Source organism: Anaplasma centrale str. Israel (assembly GCF_000024505.1).
In the GTDB taxonomy this organism is placed as follows: domain Bacteria; phylum Pseudomonadota; class Alphaproteobacteria; order Rickettsiales; family Anaplasmataceae; genus Anaplasma; species Anaplasma centrale.
This window is the reverse complement of sequence record NC_013532.1, coordinates 334641-356716: the sequence shown is the minus strand read 5'-3', so window position 1 is coordinate 356716 and position 22076 is coordinate 334641. Positions and strand designations below refer to the sequence as shown.

Here is a 22076-nt window from a genome sequence, read left to right as displayed (position 1 = left end):
CAGTGCTGCTATGGTGCAGAAGTAGGCACCCCCCTTATCTTGCTCTTGACGGTTGCGCGACAGTCTTGGCAACAGGCTCCCAATCTTGAGTATCATCAGCGCCCTGAGTCATAGCCTGGAACAGGTCCCCAGCAGCACGGAGGAAACCTGCATCTTGCTCAAGGGATTTCATTATGTCAGCAGTCTTGTCAGATGGTGCTTGGGAAGTACCATCAACACCAGCCTCTTTCACACCAACTGGACCTTGTTGTGTGGGCACCCACTCTTGTCCTGCATCCACAGTTTTAGCAACAGGTTCCCAGTCTTGTGTATTATGAACCAATGCAGTAACTGTAGGATCGGCACATACCTCCTGCTCAGGGGTTGAAGGGGGACTTTGCTCCAGAGGTTCTGCAGTAGTCTCTATACAAGGAGAGGTATCAGGGATTACTGACTTCTTCCGTCCCCTACGTTTACACGCATAAGCAGCATACCCATAGAATAAACAAGAGACTAGCGGAGGAGCAATGGCAGCAATGGTCCCTGCAGACAGTGGCAGCAAGAGTGCAACACAGATAGTTATGGCAATACAAGCCAGAGCCATGAGCAATCTATACTTTGGACTAGCAGCAAGAGGAGGAGTAAGCCATTTTAGCATTCTCATCCCTGCTTTTTTCTCATGCTTATAGTCTTCTATCTCATCATGATTTAAAAGATCAGGAACCTTAGCAGAATACAGATCAGCAATGGTTTGAATGATTGTACATACTGAGATCAGGATAGAAAATGCCATCAGTGCATAAGGAATGAATGCTAGTGCTGCTGCACCACCGGTTATAGTGACGACAGCTGCGGCAGCTTTAGCACCACTAGCCTTAGCAGCTGCTACTTGTACGTTAGCGGTGATGCCAGTGCCACCGATACCAGTAGCAATAGTTCCCTCAACAGCAACAGCTCCCGTACCACCAGCCCTAGCAGCCTCTGCAGCCAAACCAGCAACCTCAACTTCAGCAACCTTGACACCCCATATACCACCTACAGCAGCCTCAGCAACCCCCCCTGCACCACCTACACCATCACCTGCAGCCCAACCCACAGCATTACCAGCACTGGCAACAGCGGTTCCTGCATTACCACTGAGTACCTCACTCATAGTAAGAGTGGCACCTGTAGCAGCACCAAAAGCCTTAGCGGCCGCCTCACCAGCTGTGGCAGCACTAGCATATACACCAGTTCCCCCGAAAGTAGCACTGGCAGTAGCAGCCTTAGCCCCCTCTATGACAACAGCAACCCCTACACCAGTCCCACTACCAGCTGCAGTTATATCCACAGCCTCGGCCAGAGCGGCCTTTGCGGCCAAACCAGCTGCCTTACCAGCAACCTTTCCACCAATACCTGCACCAGTACCAGTCCCAACTGCCTTTCCCACTGCAGTACCAGTCCCAACCGCACTGGCAACAGCAGCCTTTATGGCGGCAGCAACTGTACTTGCATAAGCTGAGGCTCCGGCCAACACACCATTACCTACAGCTTGCGTTGCAAAATAACCACCTGCACCAGCAGCAGCTGCAGTACCTGCAGCTGTTATACCATAACTTACCCTTTTACCAACCTCTGACACATTGGGAGTTACAGGAGTAAGAACAGGTTGTAATGATTGAACAGTAACTAATCCTTCTTCCTTTACTTGTTTAACTTGCTTACAAGATCTAACTAAATCTCTTATAGAAAATCCTGTTACCACTGAACATGCTGCAGCCACCACACCAGCCAATGCAACAGCTGCAACCATCCATGGGCTACCAACAGCCCCTGCAACACACAGTGCTGCTATGGCACTACATACCATAAGCAGCATACCCATATTCATGAGCACCCCAGATACTGCATGTGCAGTGTTTGCTGCTGCAACACGATGTGCGCGTGTTTTTCCTATTTGTGTGTTGGGACTTAATCTTTCCCCCCCCCCCCTCCTTGCGGAGATGCTGGTGTATGGTTGGTGCAGTTCTTCATGTGTAGTCGGGCTATTTTTGCGTCATTTGTGGTGGAAATTCACATGCATCTGTGCTTTCTCCGCGCTAGAGCCACAAGCCGAGGCCTGTGTGGGAAGCGTGCGCAGCTTTGGTAACCCTGCATTTTGAGGCGTATACTACCCCCAGCATCCACAAAGTGGGATATCCTACATGCAGGCCTACTCCCCCATTCCTAGTGTACAACTACACTGCATAACAACTTATTACATAGCTTGGTGATGCACGGAAAGTATAAGCTGCATACTGTGCAGTTAGGAAAAATACCTAACAGCGTTGCAAAAAACTTCAAAACCATCGGCATAGGTGGGCACGGGCTTGCCCGCACGCACGTTTGCATCTTTGATATCCGTCCAGTCATACCGTTGAGTGAAAAATACCGCCCTTTCGGGGTGCGGCATCATCAGAAGGGCCCGGCCATTATTTCCTGATAGTGCGGCAATATCGTATGCGGATCCATTGGGATTATGTGGAAACTGTCCGTCGGCGAGCTCACCATCAGGCCTTGTGTACTTCATCGCGACGCTGCCCCGCTCCGCAAGCCCAAGTAGTGCATTGTCTGGAGCGTAAAACCTGCCCTCACCGTGCGCAACAGGAATATACATCTCGTCTATACCCTTTAGCCATATCGAACTGCAACACGATTTGACCTTTACCCACCTGCACTGATACCTACCGACATCATTACGCACTAGGGCTATGTCAGGGAAAAATACCCTGAGCAAAATCTGGCACCCGTTGCATATCCCCAACAACAGCTTATCTTGTTCCACAAATGCCTGCATTTCCTCTCCGAGCCCGTGCAGCATACGCAGGGCAAATGCGTTGCCGGCACCCGTGTCATCACCGTAAGAAAATCCGCCGGGGACCACCATAGTGTTGAACTCTCTGAGACACTTGGGATTCAACAACAGCTCATTGATGTGCATTATTCTCCCAGAAACACTGGCGTTTAAAAACCGCCCTGCTTCCATAAACGCGAAGAGGGTTTCCTCCTCACAATTCAGCCCATATCCGGATAAGACTACTAAATTCATGCGCTATATTGACGCTCGCAACCTAAGGCACCGGGAGTTTAGCACGATTTGACACGTCTTATATTACTTTTTACCATCTAGTGTTCGATATCATCTGGTTGGTTGTTGTGCTAAGCTACGACGTCGTAGTGGTTGGTGGGGGGCATGCGGGGTGTGAGGCCGCGGCAGCCGCGGCGCGCGTTGGTGCGAAGACCCTGCTAATTACCCATAAAATTGGTTCAATAGGCGAAATGTCCTGCAACCCCGCAATCGGGGGTGTAGCCAAGGGTGTCGTGGTGCGGGAGGTAGATGCGCTTGACGGGTTGATGGGGCAAGCTATCGACAAAGCAAGCATACACTCTACCATACTCAACCAGAGCAAGGGCCCAGCAGTCTGGGGGCCGCGAGCTCAGGCGGACCGGGATGCCTACAGGACGGCTATGCAGGATATCGTTCTGGGTTACAAGAACCTAGAAGTTCTGGAAGCCTCAGTGATAGATTTTTCAACCGACAACGAAGCGGGAAGCCCGTGTGTTGCGTCAGTCACGCTGTCCTGTGGGAAAGTTCTGCACACAAGGAGGCTTGTTCTGGCTACGGGGACTTTCCTCGGGGGAATGATACATGTGGGGAGAGATAAGGGTATACCGGCCGGCAGGATGGGAGATAAACCTTCCACAAGGCTGGCAAAGGCTTTATGCGCACACGGCTTCATGTTGGGTAGGTTGAAGACCGGTACACCACCAAGAATTGACAGAAGCAGCATAGATTGGTCAGCCACAGCGGAACAGAAGGGTGACTTAGTCCCAACCCCGTTTTCTTTTCTATCTGATGCCATCGTTTTGCCGCAGGTCTCATGTTACATTACCCACACGAATACAAAAACGCACGAGATCGTCAGGAACAATTTGCACCTCGCTGCCTCCTGTGCATCATTAGTGGACGTCGCGGCGCCTAGGTACTGCCCCTCCATAGAGGAGAAGGTTAGAAGATTCCCAGAACACAAAAGCCACCAGGTGTTTTTGGAGCCAGAAGGGTTAGATTCCAACTCGGTATATCCAAACGGCGTTTCGACTTCCTGTCCAATAGACGTGCAGTTGGAAATGCTACGCAGCATAAGGGGCCTGGAAAATGTTAGGATGTTGCGCCACGGGTACACGGTCGAGTACAACTTCGTGGATCCGCGAGAGCTGCATCACACATTAGAAACCAAGAAGATCAAGGGGCTGTACTTCGCAGGACAAATCAACGGCACGACTGGATACGAGGAGGCGGCTGGCCAGGGAATTGTGGCGGGAGCCAATGCGGCACTGTCGCTTTCTCAGAGCCATGCCCCGTTCGTTTTGAAGAGGAGTGAAGCATATATTGGAGTCATGATTGATGACTTGGTCACGCTGGGCACCAGTGAGCCTTATCGGTTGTTCACTTCTAGAGCGGAGTATAGGCTGCTGCTACGTTCCGACAATGCCGACATGCGACTCACCGAAATGGGATACAATGCCGGCCTTGTCTCGGAAAGGAGGTTTGGTGTTCTGTACAACAAAAAGCAAGAGGTGGATAGGTTGGTTGAGGAGCTACATCGAACCAGTATAACCCCACACACGTTGTCCAAGTGCGGCATATTCATATCCCAGAACGGAGAGAAGAAAACTGCATTTGAGTTGTTGGGTCACCCTAGTATAACCATGGATATCCTCATGCAACTGTGGCCAAGCTTGAATTCCTTCAGCAGGGCCGCGCTAGCCGCAGTGGGCATCGAGGGGAAGTACGCACCATATCTTCAACGCCAAGCAGCAGACATACAGTCGTTTCTAGAAGAGGAAAATGCGTCCATCCCGGCAGACATAAGATATTCCGAGGTCCACGGCCTATCCAAGGAGGCGCAGGAAAAGCTGCAACGTGCGCAGCCGTTTTCCATAGGAGCTGCTAGGAGGATTCCTGGCATAACCCCAGCAGCGATTGCCAATATCATAATACACCTGCGGTGCCGCGGTAGAGCATCTCACCAAAATAGCTAGCAAGCTGCCGCCTGCCACATCCCTATTCTTTTACTGGTCATAGACGCTGCTGTGTGGGTTTGAGATATGGCGGTTGCAGCGCACAGACTGTAGCAGCCTATTTGAGTGAATCACGGAGTCACCCACCCATGCGCGCAACTCCACGCGTGACCAGCATCCACAGCAAACGTCCACGTAGCTTTTTGAGATCACCCCTATATCCAGGGCTTTTCGCACAACTTGTGCTGGAGCCCCAGTGCTGATGTAGCCATCACCCGTGCAGTGTGCCAACGCCCAGTGCGGGCCCGGATGCATTGCAAAACGTCCTCTGCACCTGTGTAATGGTACCCCAAGTGGCAAAGATCATAGAATCTGTGGTTATGCGCCCATTCTTGCCACGTGAAATCCCCTTCATTACCAGGCTATCGGTCACCCCAGTAGCTATGAAAAACGCCTCTCCCCGCACCATGTCCTCGGTCCTGTACAATCTCTCCATGTCTTCTATACCAACGCTTTTTGCCCTTTCACGCAGCGCATCTGTATTGAGAACCAATTTCCCCTCAATCTGCCCACCCACAGCCGCAAGTGGGACAGCAGAAAGTACGCCCTCAGGTGCACCCCCTATGCCAATGTACATGTCATTCTCCCCTCGGATGAGGGACATCACAGCCGATATGTCGCCGTCATCTATCAATCTGATGCGGGTACCCAACTCCCTAAGACTTTCCACCAAAATGGCGTGCCTATCCCTTTTGAGCATAACAACAGTCAAATCAGATACCGCGCACCCTTTAGCGCTCGATAGGTTGTGCAAATTTGTCCTCAGATCGCCACTCAGAGATACTACCCCATCAGGCAGTCCGGGACCGACGGCTATCTTGTCCATGTAGACATCCGGTGCCTTCAATAGGCATCCGGACCGCGCTACCGCGATAACAGACATGGCCCCTTCTTTGTACAGAGCACATGTGGTAGTTCCTTCTAGGGGATCAACTGCTATATCCAATGCTGGGCCCCCAGTGCCGACTTTTTCTCCGGAGTATAGCATGGGAGCGTTATCCCTCTCACCCTCCCCAATGACTATTGTCCCGTCTATACACATTTTGTTGAGCGTGGAACGCATAGAATCAACCGCTGCCGCGTCAGCACCCTTTTCGTCTCCTCTACCTACAAATCCATGCGCCTCAATCGCGGCACACTCCGTCACATTAAGAAATTCCACACACAGGCCATCACCCAACACGCACACCTCACCTCTGCAAATAATCATTAACAAGTACCTAGGAGTCCATTATGATACAGCGAATGGTGAGACGATCAACTTGCAAATGTGCGTGTAGTAGCATTAATAGCGGCCAGCTTCCTTCTGTATGGCTGTTTCACTCAGGATCCGGCTCCTGTGTCCCTCAGGGGTGAGGAGTTTTACGGGAATCGGGAGCGCGATGAAAGTGTCGACTACCGCCTAACGCGAGACTACAGCGAGAGAGGCGCCGCAACGACGGCTGCATCGAAGCGCAAGGTGCTGGTCAGGGACATATCTACTCGTGGCGCTCCCCCTTCTAGCACGAAGCTTAAACAAACATCCAAGCCATCGCCCTCCAAGGAGTGCGAATTCGGCATGCCACTGGATGGGGGGAAGGTGGTTCACACACCCAGTTCTGACAGCGGGAAGGCCCCCTACTGTAATGACGGGGTCGCCATATTTGCAGATGGTATTGCAAAAGTCAAGGCTGCAGGGAGTGGCAAGGTCATGTATGTGGGGAAGGGTCTCCGGTGGTATGGAAGTTTGGTCATACTGGAACACAACAAATACACCATATCCCTGTACTCGTATCTGCACGAGGTACACGTCAAAATCGGCGACAAGGTGAAGAAGGGGCAGGTTATAGCGACGATTACGAAATCCAGCCAGAGTGCGGATAGCGGATATTTCTTCTGCTTTGCGATGAGGCGTAATGGCAAACCTGTAAATCCCGTGCAATACATAAAAAAGTGCAAAAGTAAGTAGTTGCTCGGGCCCGCGGTTGCCAGATTAATTAACAGCAATGCGTAGGTTGGTCGGAGTTCAACTATGATTATCAGCGCCAAAGTGCCGCGCTGGACGGGCAGTAGCCGCTACAAACATTATTTTGGGCAAGTAAGGAAAAATAAATATCTCTGATGTAGAGTCCGAGAGTTGTTGCAAGGATAGCGAGTACCGGATGTCAGAATATGTGTCGGAGAGACGGGCAATAAACATACTGTGCTCATACTGGGACCAGTTGCGCAACGGCAGAGGTTTTCCAGCAAGAGAGGAAATAGATCCGGCAGACATCATGGAGATTTGGCCATATTGTTTCATGCTTCAAGTCAAAGTTACGGATGATGGCAGAAAATACGAATGCGTGTACGCGGGTGAGGAGTCTGTAAGGCTGTATAAGTCTGATCTTAGGTACTATTCAGAATCGGAAAATATAGTTATTTTCTTCCCGCAAATAGTCGAAGGGTTATTTGATTACCTAGAATCAGTGGTAGACAACCAGCGCCCGTTGATAGAAGAATCAGAGAAGACGACCGCTGATGGAAGCGACATAAAAATAAGGCAGTGCCTACTTCCCCTAGGACGCAATAACACTGTGGATCACATAATCGGGGTCGTGGGGGGCAGAATATACTAGGTTTCACCCATAGGGTACAGTCAATACATAGCTTCCCGCACGTATCAGAAGCCAGGCTGGGTTGTCAAGTGCAGTCTTGGCATAAAAGAACCTGGGGGTGATTGACATCGCGCTGCAGTACTTATAGAATCCGCAATGTCGTGGTTTCGCCGTTTTTTCGTATGTTCTCCCTGCTTCTGCGTGACTGTGTCAGGTTGGGCGTCTCCGTGCTCGGCCTGGTTTCGGGGGCATTGGCGGAGGGAAAGATGGCTGCTAGGCGCAAGGCTGAGTCTTGTATAAGAGACATGGGCTTTGTAAGCCGCGATGAGTTTGAGGCTATGAGTGAGTCCTTCAGGCGCTATAGTAGCAAACACGATAAGGAGTGTTCAAAGCGTGATAAGAAATAATTGGACGCTTGAGGAGGCATTGGAGCTTTTCCGTATGCCGTTTAGCGACCTCATACTCAAGGCCCACTCAGTACATGTGCAGAATTTCCGAAATAATGAGGTCCAAGTCGCGGCGCTCATGAACATCAAAACCGGGAGCTGTCCGGAAAACTGCCGCTATTGCGCCCAGAGTGCACACTACAACACAGGCCTTGAAAAGAAATCCCTATCCACTGTTGAAGAAGTCAAAACAGCTGCGAAGAGGGCAAAAGAAATTGGGGCTGACAGATTTTGCTTCGCGGCAGCGTGGCGAAATTTGCATGACAGAGATTTAGAAAAGATCTGCCAATTCGTAGAAGCAATAAAAAGCGAAGGGTTGGAGAGCTGCGCGTCCCTGGGCATGTTAAAGCTCGATCAAGCACAAAAACTAAAGGAGTCGGGCCTAGATTTTTATAACCACAACGTGGACACTTCCCGCGAATTCTATCACAACGTGGTCACCACACGTACGTACGAGGAGAGGCTGGAGACCGTGCGCAATGTCCAGCAAGCGGGCATCAAAGTCTGCTGTGGAGGAATACTGGGTATGGGTGAAAGCACCGAGGATAGGGCAAGTATGTTGGTGACTCTAGCAAATTTGGAGCAACATCCACTCTCTGTACCAATCAATCGTCTCGTTCCGATCGAGGGCACCCCTATGGAAGGCAACCCGAAGATTGACAATATTGATTTCGTCCGCACCATCGCGGTTGCGCGCATCATGATGCCCGCGTCCTACGTGCGCCTCGCAGCAGGAAGGGGGGAAATGTCGGAAGAGATGCAGGCGCTGTGCATGTTGGCAGGAGCGAACTCCATATTTTGTGGCGAGAAGCTTCTAACCACGCCAAATGCCAGACCAGAAGACGACCAGCGGCTGTTTTCGCAGTTAGGAATCACGCCTTCCCGTGCGGCTTGCACCACTTCCGATGCGCAGCTTGCGTGAATACCTCTCCCTCCTCCATCTAGATATACCCCGGCTTGGCGTGTTTCCACGGGCTTGTCATGCAGTCCGTTGGCCGCGGTGGCAGCGCCACAAGCGAACGTCACTCATGCAGATGCTTAGTGTAGTGAGGTCCGCCACGTCTGTGGTTACAGAATACAATAAAACCGGAGCTTGCGTGGCTGGGTATCACAAACCATAGGCTTGCGCGGCTCCGCGGTATTGTATAGAATTGGGCCCCAGGTGGAGAAGTAGCCGCTGTGCCGCGTTGTACAGAGGAAAGTCCGGACTCCAAGGGAAGATGGTGGCAGGTAACTCCTGCCGGGGGTAACCCTAGGTTAGGGCCACAGAAAATTACCGCCTCTACGAGGTAAGGGTGAAAAGGTGCGGTAAGAGCGCACCGTGCTCGTGGTGACACGTAGCAGCCAGGCAACCACCACCAGGAGCAAGGCTAAGAAGGGTATTGTGTCTTCTCTCATGTTACCCGGGTAAGTCGCTTGAGGTAAGTAGCGATGCTTGCCCCAGATGAATGGCTACATAAACAGAATCCGGCTTATCTCCACCTGGTCCGCATGTAATCCATCGGCACGTAACAGACGCTCATGGGTTGCATCTTCACAGAGTATCCTGCGCTGTAGCACATCGGCTCCGCAGTTCCCGCTCGGCTGGTGCGTGTTTTTGCGTGCGCCACCCACAACTGCAGCAGACTTTTTGACTATGTAAAAATTTAATGATCTGCAATAATGTGGGGCTGTTCCTCAAACACGGTGGCCGCCGTATGATATTCAGAATTGCGGTTGATGACATCTTTGACCCCAGCAGAAAACTCGCATATGTTGTCCGCACCCCAAACAAAATAGGCACGGAAGACGTTTTACGCGTCAGAGGCCTACTATCAAACAACACAACTAGCAAGTGCTACGCTTTTATATACGAACACGATATGTACGCACCTGGAGCACACGGGTACAGAAATATAGAATCTGGCAAACCTTATGACTTATTTGAAATTCTAGGAGCAACCTGGTCAGTGGAGATAGGATACCTTCCCGGGATGACCGACAACGTGGGAAACTCGGCGGCTCAGATAATTCGTGATTTTTTATGCATTGAAGACGTCCTGGTCCGAACGTCGGAGAATTTTTTCTTCAAAGAAGAGCCAGACCGCACTGCACGCAACTACAATCCACTGGTGCAGTACTGTAAGCTGGTACACACGAAAGCAGAAGGTGTTTTTGAAGTAGAATTCCTAGGCAATAAAAATGTGTGCGCCATTAACCGCTCAATAGCAAACCCTATTATAACCCCGCACCCGATACCATTCATCATGGCCCCTGATGTTGTGGGCGAGGGGGTAGAGGAGGACGTACGTGCGGTAGACTTGCATGTTAGCGATGAGGAGCTTGAAAAAATTAGCAAGCACGGGATTGACGGACGCGGGCCGCTCAATTTGTCCTTGGAGGCCATGCACGCCATTCGCACATACTTTGATGGCGAAAACCGCCCACCAAACGACATAGAGCTAGAAACCCTGGCGCAGACGTGGTCAGAGCACTGCAAGCACAATATATTTTCCGCCCAGATAGATGAGATCAAAGAGGGGTTGTACAGACACTGCATAAAGCGCGCAACTTCCGACATAAACTCACCGATGTGCATATCGGTCTTCTCCGATAATGCCGGAGCCATAACATTTGATGACGATTTTCTCATAGTAGCCAAGGTGGAAACGCACAATAGCCCCTCCGCTCTTGACCCATTTGGAGGAGCAGAAACTGGTGTTCTGGGCGTGAACAGGGACATAATCGGGTTCGGCATGGGCGCAAAACCGATTATGAATTCGTACCACTTTTGTTTTGCAGACAACCTGGAACAAAAGCTGTACAGAGACCGGGAGTGCTTGGAGGAGATACTGCCACCGCGGAAAATTGCGGATGGGGTAATACGGGGAGTAAACTCGGGAGGAAATTGTTCGGGCATCCCAACCACCATTGGGACATCATACTTCGATAACAGATTCTGCGGCAAGCCGCTAGTTTTTGTCGGCAGCATCGGGATTATACCACGCACAGTCTGTGGGCTGCCAGCACATGTCAAGACCGTGCAGGATGGAGATTACATAGTGGTAGTTGGCGGTAGAGTGGGAAGAGATGGAATCCACGGTGCCACGTTTTCTTCACATGCGCTAAGAGAGGGAATAGGCGCTACTGTGGTGCAGGTAGGGAGCCCTATCACACAGAAAAAACTGTCTGATGCAATAATCAAGCAGGCAAGAGATTTGGGGCTGTATAACGCAATAACAGACAACGGGGCAGGCGGCCTTTCTTCTTCCGTCGGTGAAATGGGCGTGAGAGGATTTAATGTTGCGCTGGACAAGGTCCCCCTCAAAACGCAAAGCATGCTACCATGGGAAATATGGGTGTCTGAATCTCAGGAGAGGATGACGCTTGCTGTCCCTCCCAGCAAGTATCAAAAACTTGCGGAAATTATGCAAATGCATGACGTAGAAATCAGCATCATTGGAGAATTCAACAGCACTGGACGGGCAGTTGTCACGTACAATGGTAAGGTCATCATGGACATAGACACAAGCTTTCTGCACAACGGCGTTCCTAGATTAACCCTTACTACTGAAAAACAATTTTACACCCAACAACAGTCAGAGCTAAGAACAAACACCTCAGTAGCGGAGGATTTGCGCAACATTATTGGGCGCAAAAATATCTGCAGCAAAGAGTATATAATCTCGCAGTACGATCATGAAGTACAGGGGTCTTCCGTCATAAAACCGCTACAGGGCGCGGGCAGAATATGTGGAGATGCAGTAGTCCTTCGCCCTGTACCCTCATCCAAAAGAGGAGTAGTCACGTCTCAGGGGTTTGGATGTAGATACGGAGAGGTTGATCCTTACAGGATGGCAGCTTGCGCCATTGATACCGCAATACGCAATTACGTTGCAGTGGGGGGCAATATAGACCACCTTGCACTCATCGATAACTTCTGCTGGTGCAGCGCAACCGAACCTGGCAGACTCTGGCAACTGAAGCAGGCAGCCAAGGCTTGTTACGACTATGCTACTGCGTTTGGTACGCCTTTTATATCTGGGAAGGATAGCATGTTCAACGATTTTCACGGGTATAACAGCGCTGGCCAACCGGTGCGTATTTCCGCTCCGCCCTCTCTGCTGATTTCCACGCTTGGCATTATTGAAAATGTAGAAAATGCCATCTCGCCCCACGTCAAGGGAATGGACCCAATCTACATCCTGGGTACCACCTATAACGAGCTTGGCATGTCAGAATATCAGGCCTATAGCGGACTAAATAGTGGTAGCGTTCCCTCAGTAGATGCACAAACTGCCAAGTTGATGTATCGTAAGTTCCACCATGCCACAATCCGCGGCATAATAGCCTCCGCAATCGCGCCAGGCCTTGGTGGACTGGCAGTTGGTTTGGCCAAGGCCCTCATAGGGGGCAGGCTCGGCGCTGAAATAGACCTGTCTGCAGTGCCTACCAGCGGAATACCGAAAGATGCAATGTGGGAAAAGTCTATTATGTTCTCAGAATCACAAAGCAGGATAATCGTAACTGTGCATGAAGACCGCAGCGCAGAGTTTGAGTCAATCTTCTCAGAAGTCCCGCATGCGCGCATAGGCAGAACCACGAAAGATTATATGCTAAACATTACAAACGTTGCGGAAGTGTGTCTGCATGACCTCGAAGCCAGCTACAAAGCGTTCAGCAATAGCCATTATGCCGACCACTGTGCGGAAAACTTATAGTGGAACCGGCGAAATCATAGCCCCATACAGTTGAGAAGCATTCCGCCGGCCATCATACGCAAGATTTACACAAGGCTGGCGGCCTTAGGCCGAGCAGCACCGTCAACCTCACACGTTTGAACCACGTGCACGGCTGTTATGTAGCCACAACTTTGAACCACACACTCATGATGCGCAATGCGGCACGGATGCGACACGTCGCGTATTTACAGTCTAGCATTGCTGCGCATTGGTGAGATTGTGCACACCGTTTGCGATACATAAACCGTACTAATACGCACACTTGATGCACATAGTTAAACGTCTACCCAGACCTACTGTACGGCTATAGAACCGCGGGTGCTTCCAACCTTGGCACAATACGCATAAAACTTGTACCCACCAACCTATACCCGCCAACCTACGGCTCCGCATTTTAGCAGTATAGGTTGCCCTGGAAGATTAAAGCCTCACGCCCCACAGGTGGACATATGGGGCCAATGCGTTAGATGGCAAGCTCAAAAATCACTCGCTAAAATTTCGCGGCAATGCAACAATGCCTTGCATGTTCCAACAAACAACGGAAATGTAGACGTGGTGGTGCTGGCACTGGGTAGCAACGTTGGCTCGAGAAAGAACAATTTAGAGGCTGCTGTCAGGTTGCTCCCCATCTACAACGGGCATTGTTCGTACATATACGAAACCAGAGCTTTGCTACCGGATGGGGCACCTACTTGGTGGGACATGCCGTACCTCAACATGGTAATGTGTGGCTACGTAAATCTGTCTCCAGATGAGCTGCTGGGGTGCATAAAGCGCGTGGAGTATACTTTGGGAAGAAGCAACACTGGGACATGGGGTCCAAGACCTATAGATGTGGACATACTACTGTACGATGGCCTGTCGATGCAGAGTGACACCCTCACTATACCGCACAAAGAGATGCACAAAAGAGATTTCGTCCTCGTACCAGCATGCGATGTCTGCGCTAGGTTCCCCCATACTGTGCTCAAAACCACGCTAGAAACTATTCTATCGTCAATGCAGGAAGTAGATGTGGTAAGAAAGTACAGCCCGCTGAGCTGCACCCGCACGTAGCCTCGGATCGTGTGGGGCGTTCTGTAACGAGGCCCTACTACAGCCCCAGGGGGACTCAGCCGCTAGCCTGGCTGCTACTATCTGGCCGCGGTTTCGGCTCCTGTTGTGCCTCGTATATTCTGCCACCACACTCATCCACGTAGCACACGTCATAGTCGTTTTTACACAGGGCGTCGCAGCGTCGCGTGCTGCAGGAATCTCTTCTATCCCTAAAGGTAGGCTTTCCAATACCTATCTTGAAGGAGCTACCTGTGCATCTATATTGAGATTCGCACCTGAAGGCGCAAAAAGCGTCTGAACTGCAATTGGAAATGCACGCGCTCTTCCGCGCTTCACACGAACTTACTCTGTCACGCTCCTCCTGCCTCTTAATAAAGCCGTCGAGCATGTCCATAATGCTGCCGATGTACCGAGAAGCACTGTTCCTAGATTCCCGCGCCTCACACTCTTGGGACTTGTCTTGACATTTCCTGTAGCAGTCATTCCTGGTATGGGCGCATCGTGCTACACACGCCCTACCCTCAACACCAACGGGCGGCTCATATACAATCTTCGCAGCCCCGCGCGAACGCTCCTCCGTAATTATGCACGAAGACAGCGCCACACACACAATCATCGCGCAAAACCCGGGCACTTGCCGTATTCCTAACACAACAGCCCTAACGCATAGCATGTACGGCACACAACTTAACCCATTGTAGTAAACAAAGAATTATTCACTCGCTACTCAACCATGGGAAAGGCGTCACACTACCGCGCTTTGCGAATCTCTTCCATATCCTCAATAACTCGCAGCTGCACGCTGCCGTTTTTCAGGTACATTTTGGACAGCGCAGCATATTTTGCAAATTTCTTGTTGTCACCTTCGACGAAAAATCTGTTAGCCATGGCAAAATAGGACATGCCAACATTGCCAGTTCTACCGTAAACTATTGCAAGGTTCTTCCAGACCAATGGGTTTTCTTTTTCTTGATAAGACACCTGCTCTAAATACTGTAGCGTCTCATGAGGGTCTTTCAACATCAGCGCCTGGGCCAATTCTAGTTTTATCATAGAGTTTTCAGGAAGCAGACCAAGCGCGGTTTTATAGTCTGACACAGACTCCTCTATCCGACCAAGCTTGTAGAAAATATGGGCGCGCATTTCATACAAGTACGGATCGGACGGTGCGCCTTCTATTAAAAGCCCTAGCACCCTGAGTGCATCATCCATGTTAGCCTTTCTATAGTCTAGTATAGATTTCATATACGGAGACAACACGCCACGTTCTAGCAATTGAACAGGCATTAAAAAAGCCTCTGTTTTCTCCACAATGCGCCCAAAGCTGGCTATATCGTCATCAGAAAAACCCCTGACCGCGTTATTCCTCGAATAGCTGCTAACCTTCGCCAAGCGGTGCTCACTAACTGGGTGGGTTGATAGGTACTGATCCCTCTCCGCCTCTACTAGATGAGATTCCTTCTGGCTAAAATGATTCAAAACCTTTATCAAGCCGTCACTGGTGTAGCCAGCCGCATCAAGATACTCCAGGGCACGTTGATCAGCAACTTCTTCTTGTACTCTGCTATAGGCCAAAAACTCCCTTTGGCGAATTGTGCTACTACCCAAAATTATGGCTTCTCCCACTCTAGGGTCTACAGCCAAAGAGGCTACCATACCTAAAATGTATCCTATGCCATTAGCTACCGTGCCACTGCGTATTTCGCCGCCTCTTTTCACGATATGATTCTGGGACATGTGGCCAATCTCGTGCGCAATCACTCCCACAATCACGCTGGGGTCTCTCGAGAAAAGTATCAGCCCTTTGTGTATGAAAAGATCCCCGCCTGAGGAGACGTACGCGTTTATAGAGTAGTCGTCAACTACAAAAACCCTCACGCCACTGGCATCAACATTTGCAGCAGTAAACAAAGGGGTACTGATTTTTTTTACAACGTTTTCCACTTCGCTATCCCTAAACACGCGAGCACATAACGCATCTGGGGATTGCATGAGCGCAGAGCACAGTATGAAAATGAAAAGTGCCCTCATATAGCCTCCTCACTTGGCAGCACCATGATAGTAAAAAGCACTTAAATACTCCATTGATCATTTGTCCACTAACCACAAGAGTGGTGCATAGCCACAAGCTTGTGGTAATAAATTCGCGTCGCTTTTGTGTGGGTGAATCTACAATATGGTATAATGCACGATTGAATTGTTTGGAGGGCTCTCGATGTCAGGGTATGCCAAGCTGAAAGACTCTATAGTTGCTGTTCTTGACGAACATAGCGCTAGCGACATAGTCGTCCTCGATGTTGCGGGTAGGTGTCAATTGACTGAACACATGATCATAGCGTCTGGTAATTCCTCCACACATGTTAAAGCGCTAGTTGAATACGTAAAGAAGAAAGCACCGGCACCAGGAAGGGCGCGCGTAGAGGGGTTGCGTGACGGCAATTGGGTGGTGATCAGCATGCAGGGCGTTATCGTGCACATATTCAGACCAGAAGTACGGTCGTATTACCGCTTGGAAGAGCTTTGGAGCCGCGATGGCCAGGAGGCAGCCCAACACGTGGAGGTCGAGTGACGCTTGGCTGTACACCTGCGCTAATAGCACCCGTAGCGGGCGGGCTGTGGGTGCTACAACCCAGTCCTGAGTCTTACGCACAATATACGGCTTAGCTTCCCATCGCGTGACATCTACAAGTGGTTTTGCCTGTTGCCGGGTAGCTGCAATAATTAACGTATTGGTAACACTCTGAAGATATTCTATAGTCGCCCCGGTGGCGGGGCGTCTGTTGATCTTAAATCGCGGCTGGATGGAATATGGAAGACTCTGTCATAGCTCGGAGAGCTGACGATCTGGTTATTGCAGTGAGGCAGGATAATGACACGCAAAGCGTGTCCATTTCCGGCATGAATGAGCGCGCACTGGCACTTCTGGGTTTTGATGACACACAGTCCGTAGTCGGCGCTTCATTATACTCCATATTGGATCCCAGAACGAAGGACATAGTCAGCAGCTACCTGGAGTTCACAGACGATGGCACAGACCTCTCTGAGGTTGTATCGAAAATTCGTGGGTTCACGTTGCTGAACAGCAAGCTGCAGCCGGTCTCTGTGCGGCCGAAGATTTTTCGGACAACGTCTAGCCGGGGGGTGCTGAATTACGAGATCTTGATACGCGACACGAGTCTGTCGCAGAAGCTCGATGCGTTCAGGGCGAGCAAGCTGCAAGAAAATGCTCGCTATACTATGCACGAGTCGTTCGGCATAATGGATGAGGCATCAACAGCGACTGAGATAGGTGTGGTTCTCGACTTTGTAAACAGTGGTGGAGTGAATGCGGTCATCTGCATGATAGCCGTGGATCCGACCACTCATAGTAGCAACAGTAACCTTATAGATGTGCTAGACAGAACGCTTTCCGACACTATCAGCGAGAACATCAGGTATACCGACATAGCGGGATATTTTGGGGAGCGTAAATTTGTCTTCATGCTCTTAGGATGCGATAGCGCTAACGCTTATTCTGCAGCTTCGAGGGTCCACAGGAGCGTCTGTGACAAGTTGTCACCCCACTGCTCGCCTCCGGCTACGGCATCTGCGGCATACACCCAAATGCAAGGCTCTGATCTAGAAAAGATGATAGCTGGTTTGAAGCGTACATTGCTTGCAGCGCATCAAGAAACACAGTCGGTTAAGCTGGTCATGTGACGTGCTACCGAGGTCGCCTGGGCACGGGTCAGGATTTCTGAGGTGGCGCACAAAGCGCGGCAGGGAGCGCCACGCACGTGGTGGGTTTGTATTCGCAGTGGCCAACGCACAAGCCAGATGCACCGTAAACCCGGTAGGTGCTCATACCGAAGCAGCACGCTAAACCTCTGGTATAGTTTGGCTCAGTGGGGAAGCATTATTTCCATGGTCGCGTCGTAGGCATTGTAGTGGAAGGTCGCGCCATACCTAACCAGCAGCAATGACATGAAATAGGCCTGGACGTTTCTAGTATTCAGCTGGCACGTGTCTGTATCCTTATAGACTAGAACCCGCTCTATGTCCCGATGCATGGCCACTTCATCAGCCTTGAGCCTTACTTTCAACTGCACGCTTCCCTCCTCCGCAGCATCGACAACAGAAACAGCAATTTCGCTGCCCCGTATCATGAGCATTACGGACAGCAGCGCAGCATGCGCCAACAACCTGTTGATCCTCTCCACCAATTCTGCATCGGCAAATTGTGCCTCTACTTCCCAAAACAGTTGTGCAACACCCTTCTTCTGTAGATATTGCTCAATATTATTCCTGGTCTTGTCAAAACTTGAATTCTCCTCTGACGCGCTGTATGCTTGGCGCAGCAGCCTAAACCTTGCTATGATCTCTTCCGACGCCTCCTCCAGCGAGCGCAGCATACTTTCAGACCCAGGATCTTCAACCAGGCACTCAACATGGCTCACCATGGCGCCTACAGAGCCGGCAAGGTCGTGCAATAGCCTGGCAGAGAGCACCTCCATGTTGGCTAGCATCCCAACACTCTGCTCATCATTAGCACTCATTCAGCACAGGCCCCGAAGTCTTACGCAAGGTAGCGTGTATTCTATAGGAGCATAGAAGTTAATCAATAAATATTTTTGTATCGGTTTGTTACATCTGATGCTAACCTGTCTGGATGGGGAATCTTTGGGTTTATGAGTAGGTATTCAGATTCCGGAGTGGATATCGGCCTGGCTAGCAGGCTTGTAGAGGCGATAAAGCCACTGGCGTCATCCACTGCGAACCGTGGCGCAATTTCGGATATAGGGGGTTTCGGCGCATTGTATGACCCGTTCCTCTCTAACAGCAAAAAGTACAACTCCCCGGTGCTGGTTTCTTCTACAGATGGCGTCGGCACTAAGTTACTTGTTGCGCAGCAGGCAAAAAACCACAAATCCATAGGCATAGACCTCGTAGCCATGTGCGTCAATGATATCCTGGCTCAGGGCGCGACGCCCTTGTTTTTTCTAGATTACTTTTCCACTGGCAGCCTTGATTACGACACCACATTGGAGGTTATCTCGGGAATTGCAGAGGGGTGCAGGCGCGCAGACACGGCACTTGTCGGCGGAGAGACCGCAGAAATGCCTGGCATGTACCCGGCAGGGTGTTACGATCTCGCAGGGTTCGCCGTCGGGATAGTCGAGAAAAGCGAGATATTACCACGCACGGATCAAGTTCGCACAGGCGATGTAATTATCGGCCTTGCTTCTTCAGGGCTGCACTCCAATGGTTTCTCGCTGGTAAGAAAGGTTTTACAAGATCGCAATATCGCCTATGACAGCCCGTATCCTCTTGCAGATGGCGTCACCTGGGCGGGCATATTGCTTGAGCCAACAAGGATATATGTGCGGCCGGTATTGCAAGTGTCACAAATGATAAAGGCCGCGGCCCACATTACTGGTGGGGGATTAGTTCATAACATACCCAGGGTGTTACCGGAGTCTCTGGCGGCGAACATTCAGCTAGGCACATGGAAGCAGCATAGTATATTCTCATGGCTGGAAAGGGAAGCTCAAATACCTGCAACAGAGATGTCCGAGACTTTTAACTGTGGCATCGGTATGGTGCTAATAGCATCTGAAGATGCGGCAGGTAGAGTACTACAGGTGCTGGGAGAAAGCGGGGAGGATGCGTACGTAATTGGGAGCGTAGTACTACGTGAACGCCACAGCGTAATCCTAAGCTGAGTCACTCTTTTTCGTGGTTTGGGGGTGAAACTCCCGGTAGTTCTCTATTACGCTGTTGTAGTCCAGATGAGTATAAATCTGCGTAGTGGCAAGACTGGCGTGTCCGAGTAATTCCTGCACCACCCTGATGTCCGCACCTTCCAAAAACAGGTGAGTGGCAAAACTGTGTCGGAGTGTATGGGGGGTAGTCGTTTCAGGTAGCCCCACGCGTCTGCGCAGCTTCCTCATTCTGTGCGCGAAGTAGGTCCTGGACAATCTGCCGCCTCGTAACCCAACAAAAATATACTCGGTACCCGATGCACTATGCACCCGCAAGTGGGGGCAGTTTGCTACATACTCATCAATAGCACGTCTGACCCATGGCAAAACCGGGATCACTCTTTCTTTGGACCCCTTGCCCAGTACACGCAGTCCGTCTTGCCCAAGGTCACAAAACTTTACGTTTACTGCCTCGCTTATCCTCAGACCACAACCGTACAACAGCGCTGATACAGCAAGGTCCCGCGTGTGCGTCCAATGCGGAGCCTCTCGCTCTCCCATGACTTTACGTATCTGTGACTCTTCCAAAACTTTGGGCAAACTCTTGCGTACGATAGGCCTGGAAATATTGGAGACAACAGAGCCGTTCATGCCGCACTTGCGGTGTAAATAACGAAAAAAGCTTCTTACAACAGCAACGGCCCTGGCATTTGATGAAGATTGTTTTCCCTGCTTGAATCTGTCAGCCAGCCAGCTTCTAAGTTCTGCCGAGCGCAGTTCTTGGATATCTTTTAGCCCCGCAACACGCTCACAAGGTTCGCCACAGATGAACTTATAAAAATCCATTATGTCTCTTTCATAGGCTGCAACGGTGTTAGGAGAACATTTCCTCTCCACTCGCAGCCAACACAACCAATCGTTGATTGCTGACAGCAAATTTTCCGGGCCCATGCCAAACCCTGACCTCCAAGGGTAGAATGCTATCCCATAAGTAACCCGCAGTATAGTTTTTTCGCGTGTGGCATCGCTGGGGAAATCCGCCTACGATCTTTTATTCACCTTATTGCAACATCTCACCACATCTGCAGCACTATCGCCAGCGGGCAGCCAGCTACGTGGAACGTATGTATTCTCTATAATCGCTTGTTCAAAGGGCAGCGGCATTAGTGCTCACTATTTAGGCCATCTACAGCCCTGATTTGACCTATCTACCGCCATAGTTTTTATGTTGATAAACGGAATACTAGGCTATACCATGCTGGGCGTGTGTTTTTGAAGGTTGAAGTGCAAGTCACCATTCTTGGAGCCGGAGCATTCGGCACTGCATTATCCATTGCACTGTGCAAAACAGGCAAAAGAGTGTGTGTCTGGGGTCGGAATAAGCAGGTTGTGGATTCGCTACGTACCCGCGGAGAGAATCCTGTGTATCTACCAGGGTTCAAAGTGCCTAAGGAGGTATCGGTATATTCCGACATGGGTTTGGCGGCAGAAGGCGCGGCAGCCGCGTTGATATGCGTGCCGGCTCAGGAGTTGCGCAGCCTGTGCAACGCTGTAATGAAGGCCGATGCGCTGGCAGAGGGCACGCCGCTGTTGGTGTGCAGCAAGGGAATAGAGAACTCCTCGCTGAAATTCCCGAGCGAAGTAGTGGCAGAAATACTCCCGCGGCACCCCGTCTTTGTCCTCTCTGGTCCCGCACTCGCTAGGGAGCTTGCGTCCGGACTGCCCTGCGCTATGGTGCTCGCAGGCGATGATATTGCAGCGGCGGAGACCTTAGCGTTACAGCTCAGCGGGCCATCCCTCGCCGTAGTACACAGTGGTGACCTTATGGGAGTACAGGCGGGTGCCGTTATGAAAAACATCATAGCTATAGCGTCAGGCATAATTGCTGGAATGGGTTTGGGGCACAACGCGTCCGCAATCGTCATGGTACAAGGCATGTCAGAAATAAAAGCTGTGTGTGAAGCAAAAGTGGGGATGGCTACCACGGAAACTCTCACTGGGCTTTCGTGCTTGGGCGACCTAGTGTTAACGTGCACAACACCGGGCTCGCGCAACATGTCTTTCGGCATATCAGTGGGGAAGGCTGGCCACGTGGGCACCCCTGGTCAACAAAAACCCATGCTGGTTGAGGGAGTAGAAAGTGTTATGGCCATGGTAAACATGGGTAAAGCGCTAAACCTGGAGCTGCCCATATGCTCCGCAATAGCCCGTATGCTTCATGGACAATTAGGCGTGCGCCAGGCCGCTGCCGAAATACTCTCTGCCCCCGTAAAATCACGCATCAGCGTGTAGTCTTAGCAGCATCACCTGCACCAGTAGTACCACACCAGTACTAGCCCCAGCAGGTACACCATGGAGGATACTCCATGTGAAGACTCACCTGTATCCGGGACTCAATACCTAGGTCTTCCTACTTGGGACTATCTGCACTACCAACTGAGCGCACCCACTCTGGAGGTCCTCTACCTCGTGCTACTACCTACATGCTTGTCGCATCCACAGTTCCCTGCATTTACT

Annotated in this window: 18 protein-coding genes and 1 other RNA gene; 12 read left to right on the top strand and 7 right to left on the bottom strand. The window is 50.8% G+C overall.

Annotated features, from left to right (window positions below; genetic code table 11):
* Window positions 1-34: 34 nt before the first annotated feature.
* Both ACIS_RS01605 and ACIS_RS01595 read right to left on the bottom strand, forming a co-directional pair.
* On the bottom strand, window positions 35-1849 hold the full coding sequence (locus ACIS_RS01605) for a hypothetical protein (RefSeq protein WP_012880496.1): 1815 nt from the start codon (window positions 1847-1849) through the stop codon (window positions 35-37).
* A gap of 414 nt (window positions 1850-2263) precedes the next feature.
* Window positions 2264-3046 carry a phosphoribosylformylglycinamidine synthase subunit PurQ gene (locus ACIS_RS01595; RefSeq protein WP_012880494.1) on the bottom strand — a complete coding sequence of 261 codons (783 nt, stop codon included), beginning with the start codon at window positions 3044-3046 and terminating at the stop codon, window positions 2264-2266.
* 80 nt (window positions 3047-3126) lie between these two features.
* Here ACIS_RS01595 and mnmG point away from each other — a divergent pair, with 80 nt between their 5' ends.
* Window positions 3127-5040, top strand: coding sequence for a tRNA uridine-5-carboxymethylaminomethyl(34) synthesis enzyme MnmG (gene mnmG / locus ACIS_RS01590; protein ID WP_012880493.1), 1914 nt, complete (start codon window positions 3127-3129; stop codon window positions 5038-5040).
* 250 nt (window positions 5041-5290) lie between these two features.
* Here mnmG and glpX read toward each other — a convergent pair whose 3' ends face one another.
* Window positions 5291-6289, bottom strand: coding sequence for a class II fructose-bisphosphatase (glpX, locus tag ACIS_RS01580; protein WP_012880492.1), 999 nt, complete (start codon window positions 6287-6289; stop codon window positions 5291-5293).
* A 129-nt stretch (window positions 6290-6418) separates the two neighbouring features.
* On the opposite strand from glpX, the gene ACIS_RS01575 reads away from it, so the two are divergent.
* The 7 genes from ACIS_RS01575 to folK all read left to right on the top strand — a co-directional run bounded on the left by ACIS_RS01575 (window position 6419) and on the right by folK (window position 13878).
* Complete coding sequence (locus ACIS_RS01575; RefSeq protein WP_238523310.1) at window positions 6419-7027, top strand: murein hydrolase activator EnvC family protein; 609 nt, start codon at window positions 6419-6421, stop codon at window positions 7025-7027.
* A 193-nt stretch (window positions 7028-7220) separates the two neighbouring features.
* Window positions 7221-7676: a PAS domain-containing protein gene (locus ACIS_RS01570; RefSeq protein WP_012880490.1), complete on the top strand. Its 456-nt coding sequence runs from the start codon at window positions 7221-7223 to the stop codon at window positions 7674-7676.
* A 161-nt stretch (window positions 7677-7837) separates the two neighbouring features.
* Window positions 7838-8062, top strand: coding sequence for a hypothetical protein (locus ACIS_RS01565; protein ID WP_010268249.1), 225 nt, complete (start codon window positions 7838-7840; stop codon window positions 8060-8062).
* Window positions 8049-9023, top strand: coding sequence for a biotin synthase BioB (gene bioB, locus ACIS_RS01560; RefSeq protein WP_010265738.1), 975 nt, complete (start codon window positions 8049-8051; stop codon window positions 9021-9023). Before ACIS_RS01565 ends, bioB begins: the two co-directional genes overlap by 14 nt.
* A gap of 236 nt (window positions 9024-9259) precedes the next feature.
* An RNA gene (gene rnpB / locus ACIS_RS05170) (RNase P RNA component class A) lies at window positions 9260-9591 on the top strand.
* A 207-nt stretch (window positions 9592-9798) separates the two neighbouring features.
* A complete protein-coding gene (locus ACIS_RS01555; protein ID WP_012880489.1) occupies window positions 9799-12801 on the top strand; it encodes a phosphoribosylformylglycinamidine synthase subunit PurL in 3003 nt (1000 codons plus the stop codon).
* Window positions 12802-13341: 540 nt separating this feature from the next.
* A complete protein-coding gene (folK, locus tag ACIS_RS01550) occupies window positions 13342-13878 on the top strand; it encodes a 2-amino-4-hydroxy-6-hydroxymethyldihydropteridine diphosphokinase (protein ID WP_223822869.1) in 537 nt (178 codons plus the stop codon).
* Window positions 13879-13933: 55 nt separating this feature from the next.
* Here folK and ACIS_RS01545 read toward each other — a convergent pair whose 3' ends face one another.
* On the bottom strand, window positions 13934-14551 hold the full coding sequence (locus ACIS_RS01545) for a hypothetical protein (RefSeq protein ID WP_012880487.1): 618 nt from the start codon (window positions 14549-14551) through the stop codon (window positions 13934-13936).
* Window positions 14552-14628: 77 nt separating this feature from the next.
* A complete protein-coding gene (locus ACIS_RS01540) occupies window positions 14629-15909 on the bottom strand; it encodes a M48 family metalloprotease (RefSeq protein WP_012880486.1) in 1281 nt (426 codons plus the stop codon).
* A 184-nt stretch (window positions 15910-16093) separates the two neighbouring features.
* On the opposite strand from ACIS_RS01540, the gene rsfS reads away from it, so the two are divergent.
* On the top strand, window positions 16094-16447 hold the full coding sequence (gene rsfS, locus ACIS_RS01535) for a ribosome silencing factor (RefSeq protein ID WP_012880485.1): 354 nt from the start codon (window positions 16094-16096) through the stop codon (window positions 16445-16447).
* A gap of 239 nt (window positions 16448-16686) precedes the next feature.
* Window positions 16687-17577 (top strand): nucleotidyl cyclase domain-containing protein, encoded by an 891-nt coding sequence (locus ACIS_RS01530; RefSeq protein WP_012880484.1) that lies wholly within the window; start codon window positions 16687-16689, stop codon window positions 17575-17577.
* Window positions 17578-17759: 182 nt separating this feature from the next.
* Here the strand turns inward: ACIS_RS01530 and ACIS_RS01525 are convergent, their stop codons facing one another.
* Window positions 17760-18413, bottom strand: coding sequence for a histidine phosphotransferase family protein (locus tag ACIS_RS01525; protein WP_012880483.1), 654 nt, complete (start codon window positions 18411-18413; stop codon window positions 17760-17762).
* 132 nt (window positions 18414-18545) lie between these two features.
* Here ACIS_RS01525 and purM point away from each other — a divergent pair, with 132 nt between their 5' ends.
* Window positions 18546-19580 (top strand): phosphoribosylformylglycinamidine cyclo-ligase, encoded by a 1035-nt coding sequence (purM, locus tag ACIS_RS01520; RefSeq protein WP_041651131.1) that lies wholly within the window; start codon window positions 18546-18548, stop codon window positions 19578-19580.
* Here purM and ACIS_RS01515 read toward each other — a convergent pair.
* Window positions 19572-20510 (bottom strand): tyrosine recombinase XerC, encoded by a 939-nt coding sequence (locus ACIS_RS01515; protein ID WP_012880481.1) that lies wholly within the window; start codon window positions 20508-20510, stop codon window positions 19572-19574. The genes purM and ACIS_RS01515 overlap by 9 nt on opposite strands.
* Window positions 20511-20825: 315 nt before the next feature.
* Here ACIS_RS01515 and ACIS_RS01510 point away from each other — a divergent pair, with 315 nt between their 5' ends.
* The gene (locus tag ACIS_RS01510; protein WP_012880480.1) at window positions 20826-21851 is read left to right on the top strand and encodes an NAD(P)H-dependent glycerol-3-phosphate dehydrogenase; all 1026 of its coding nucleotides are present in this window, start codon (window positions 20826-20828) and stop codon (window positions 21849-21851) included.
* The last annotated feature ends 225 nt before the right edge of the window (window positions 21852-22076 follow it).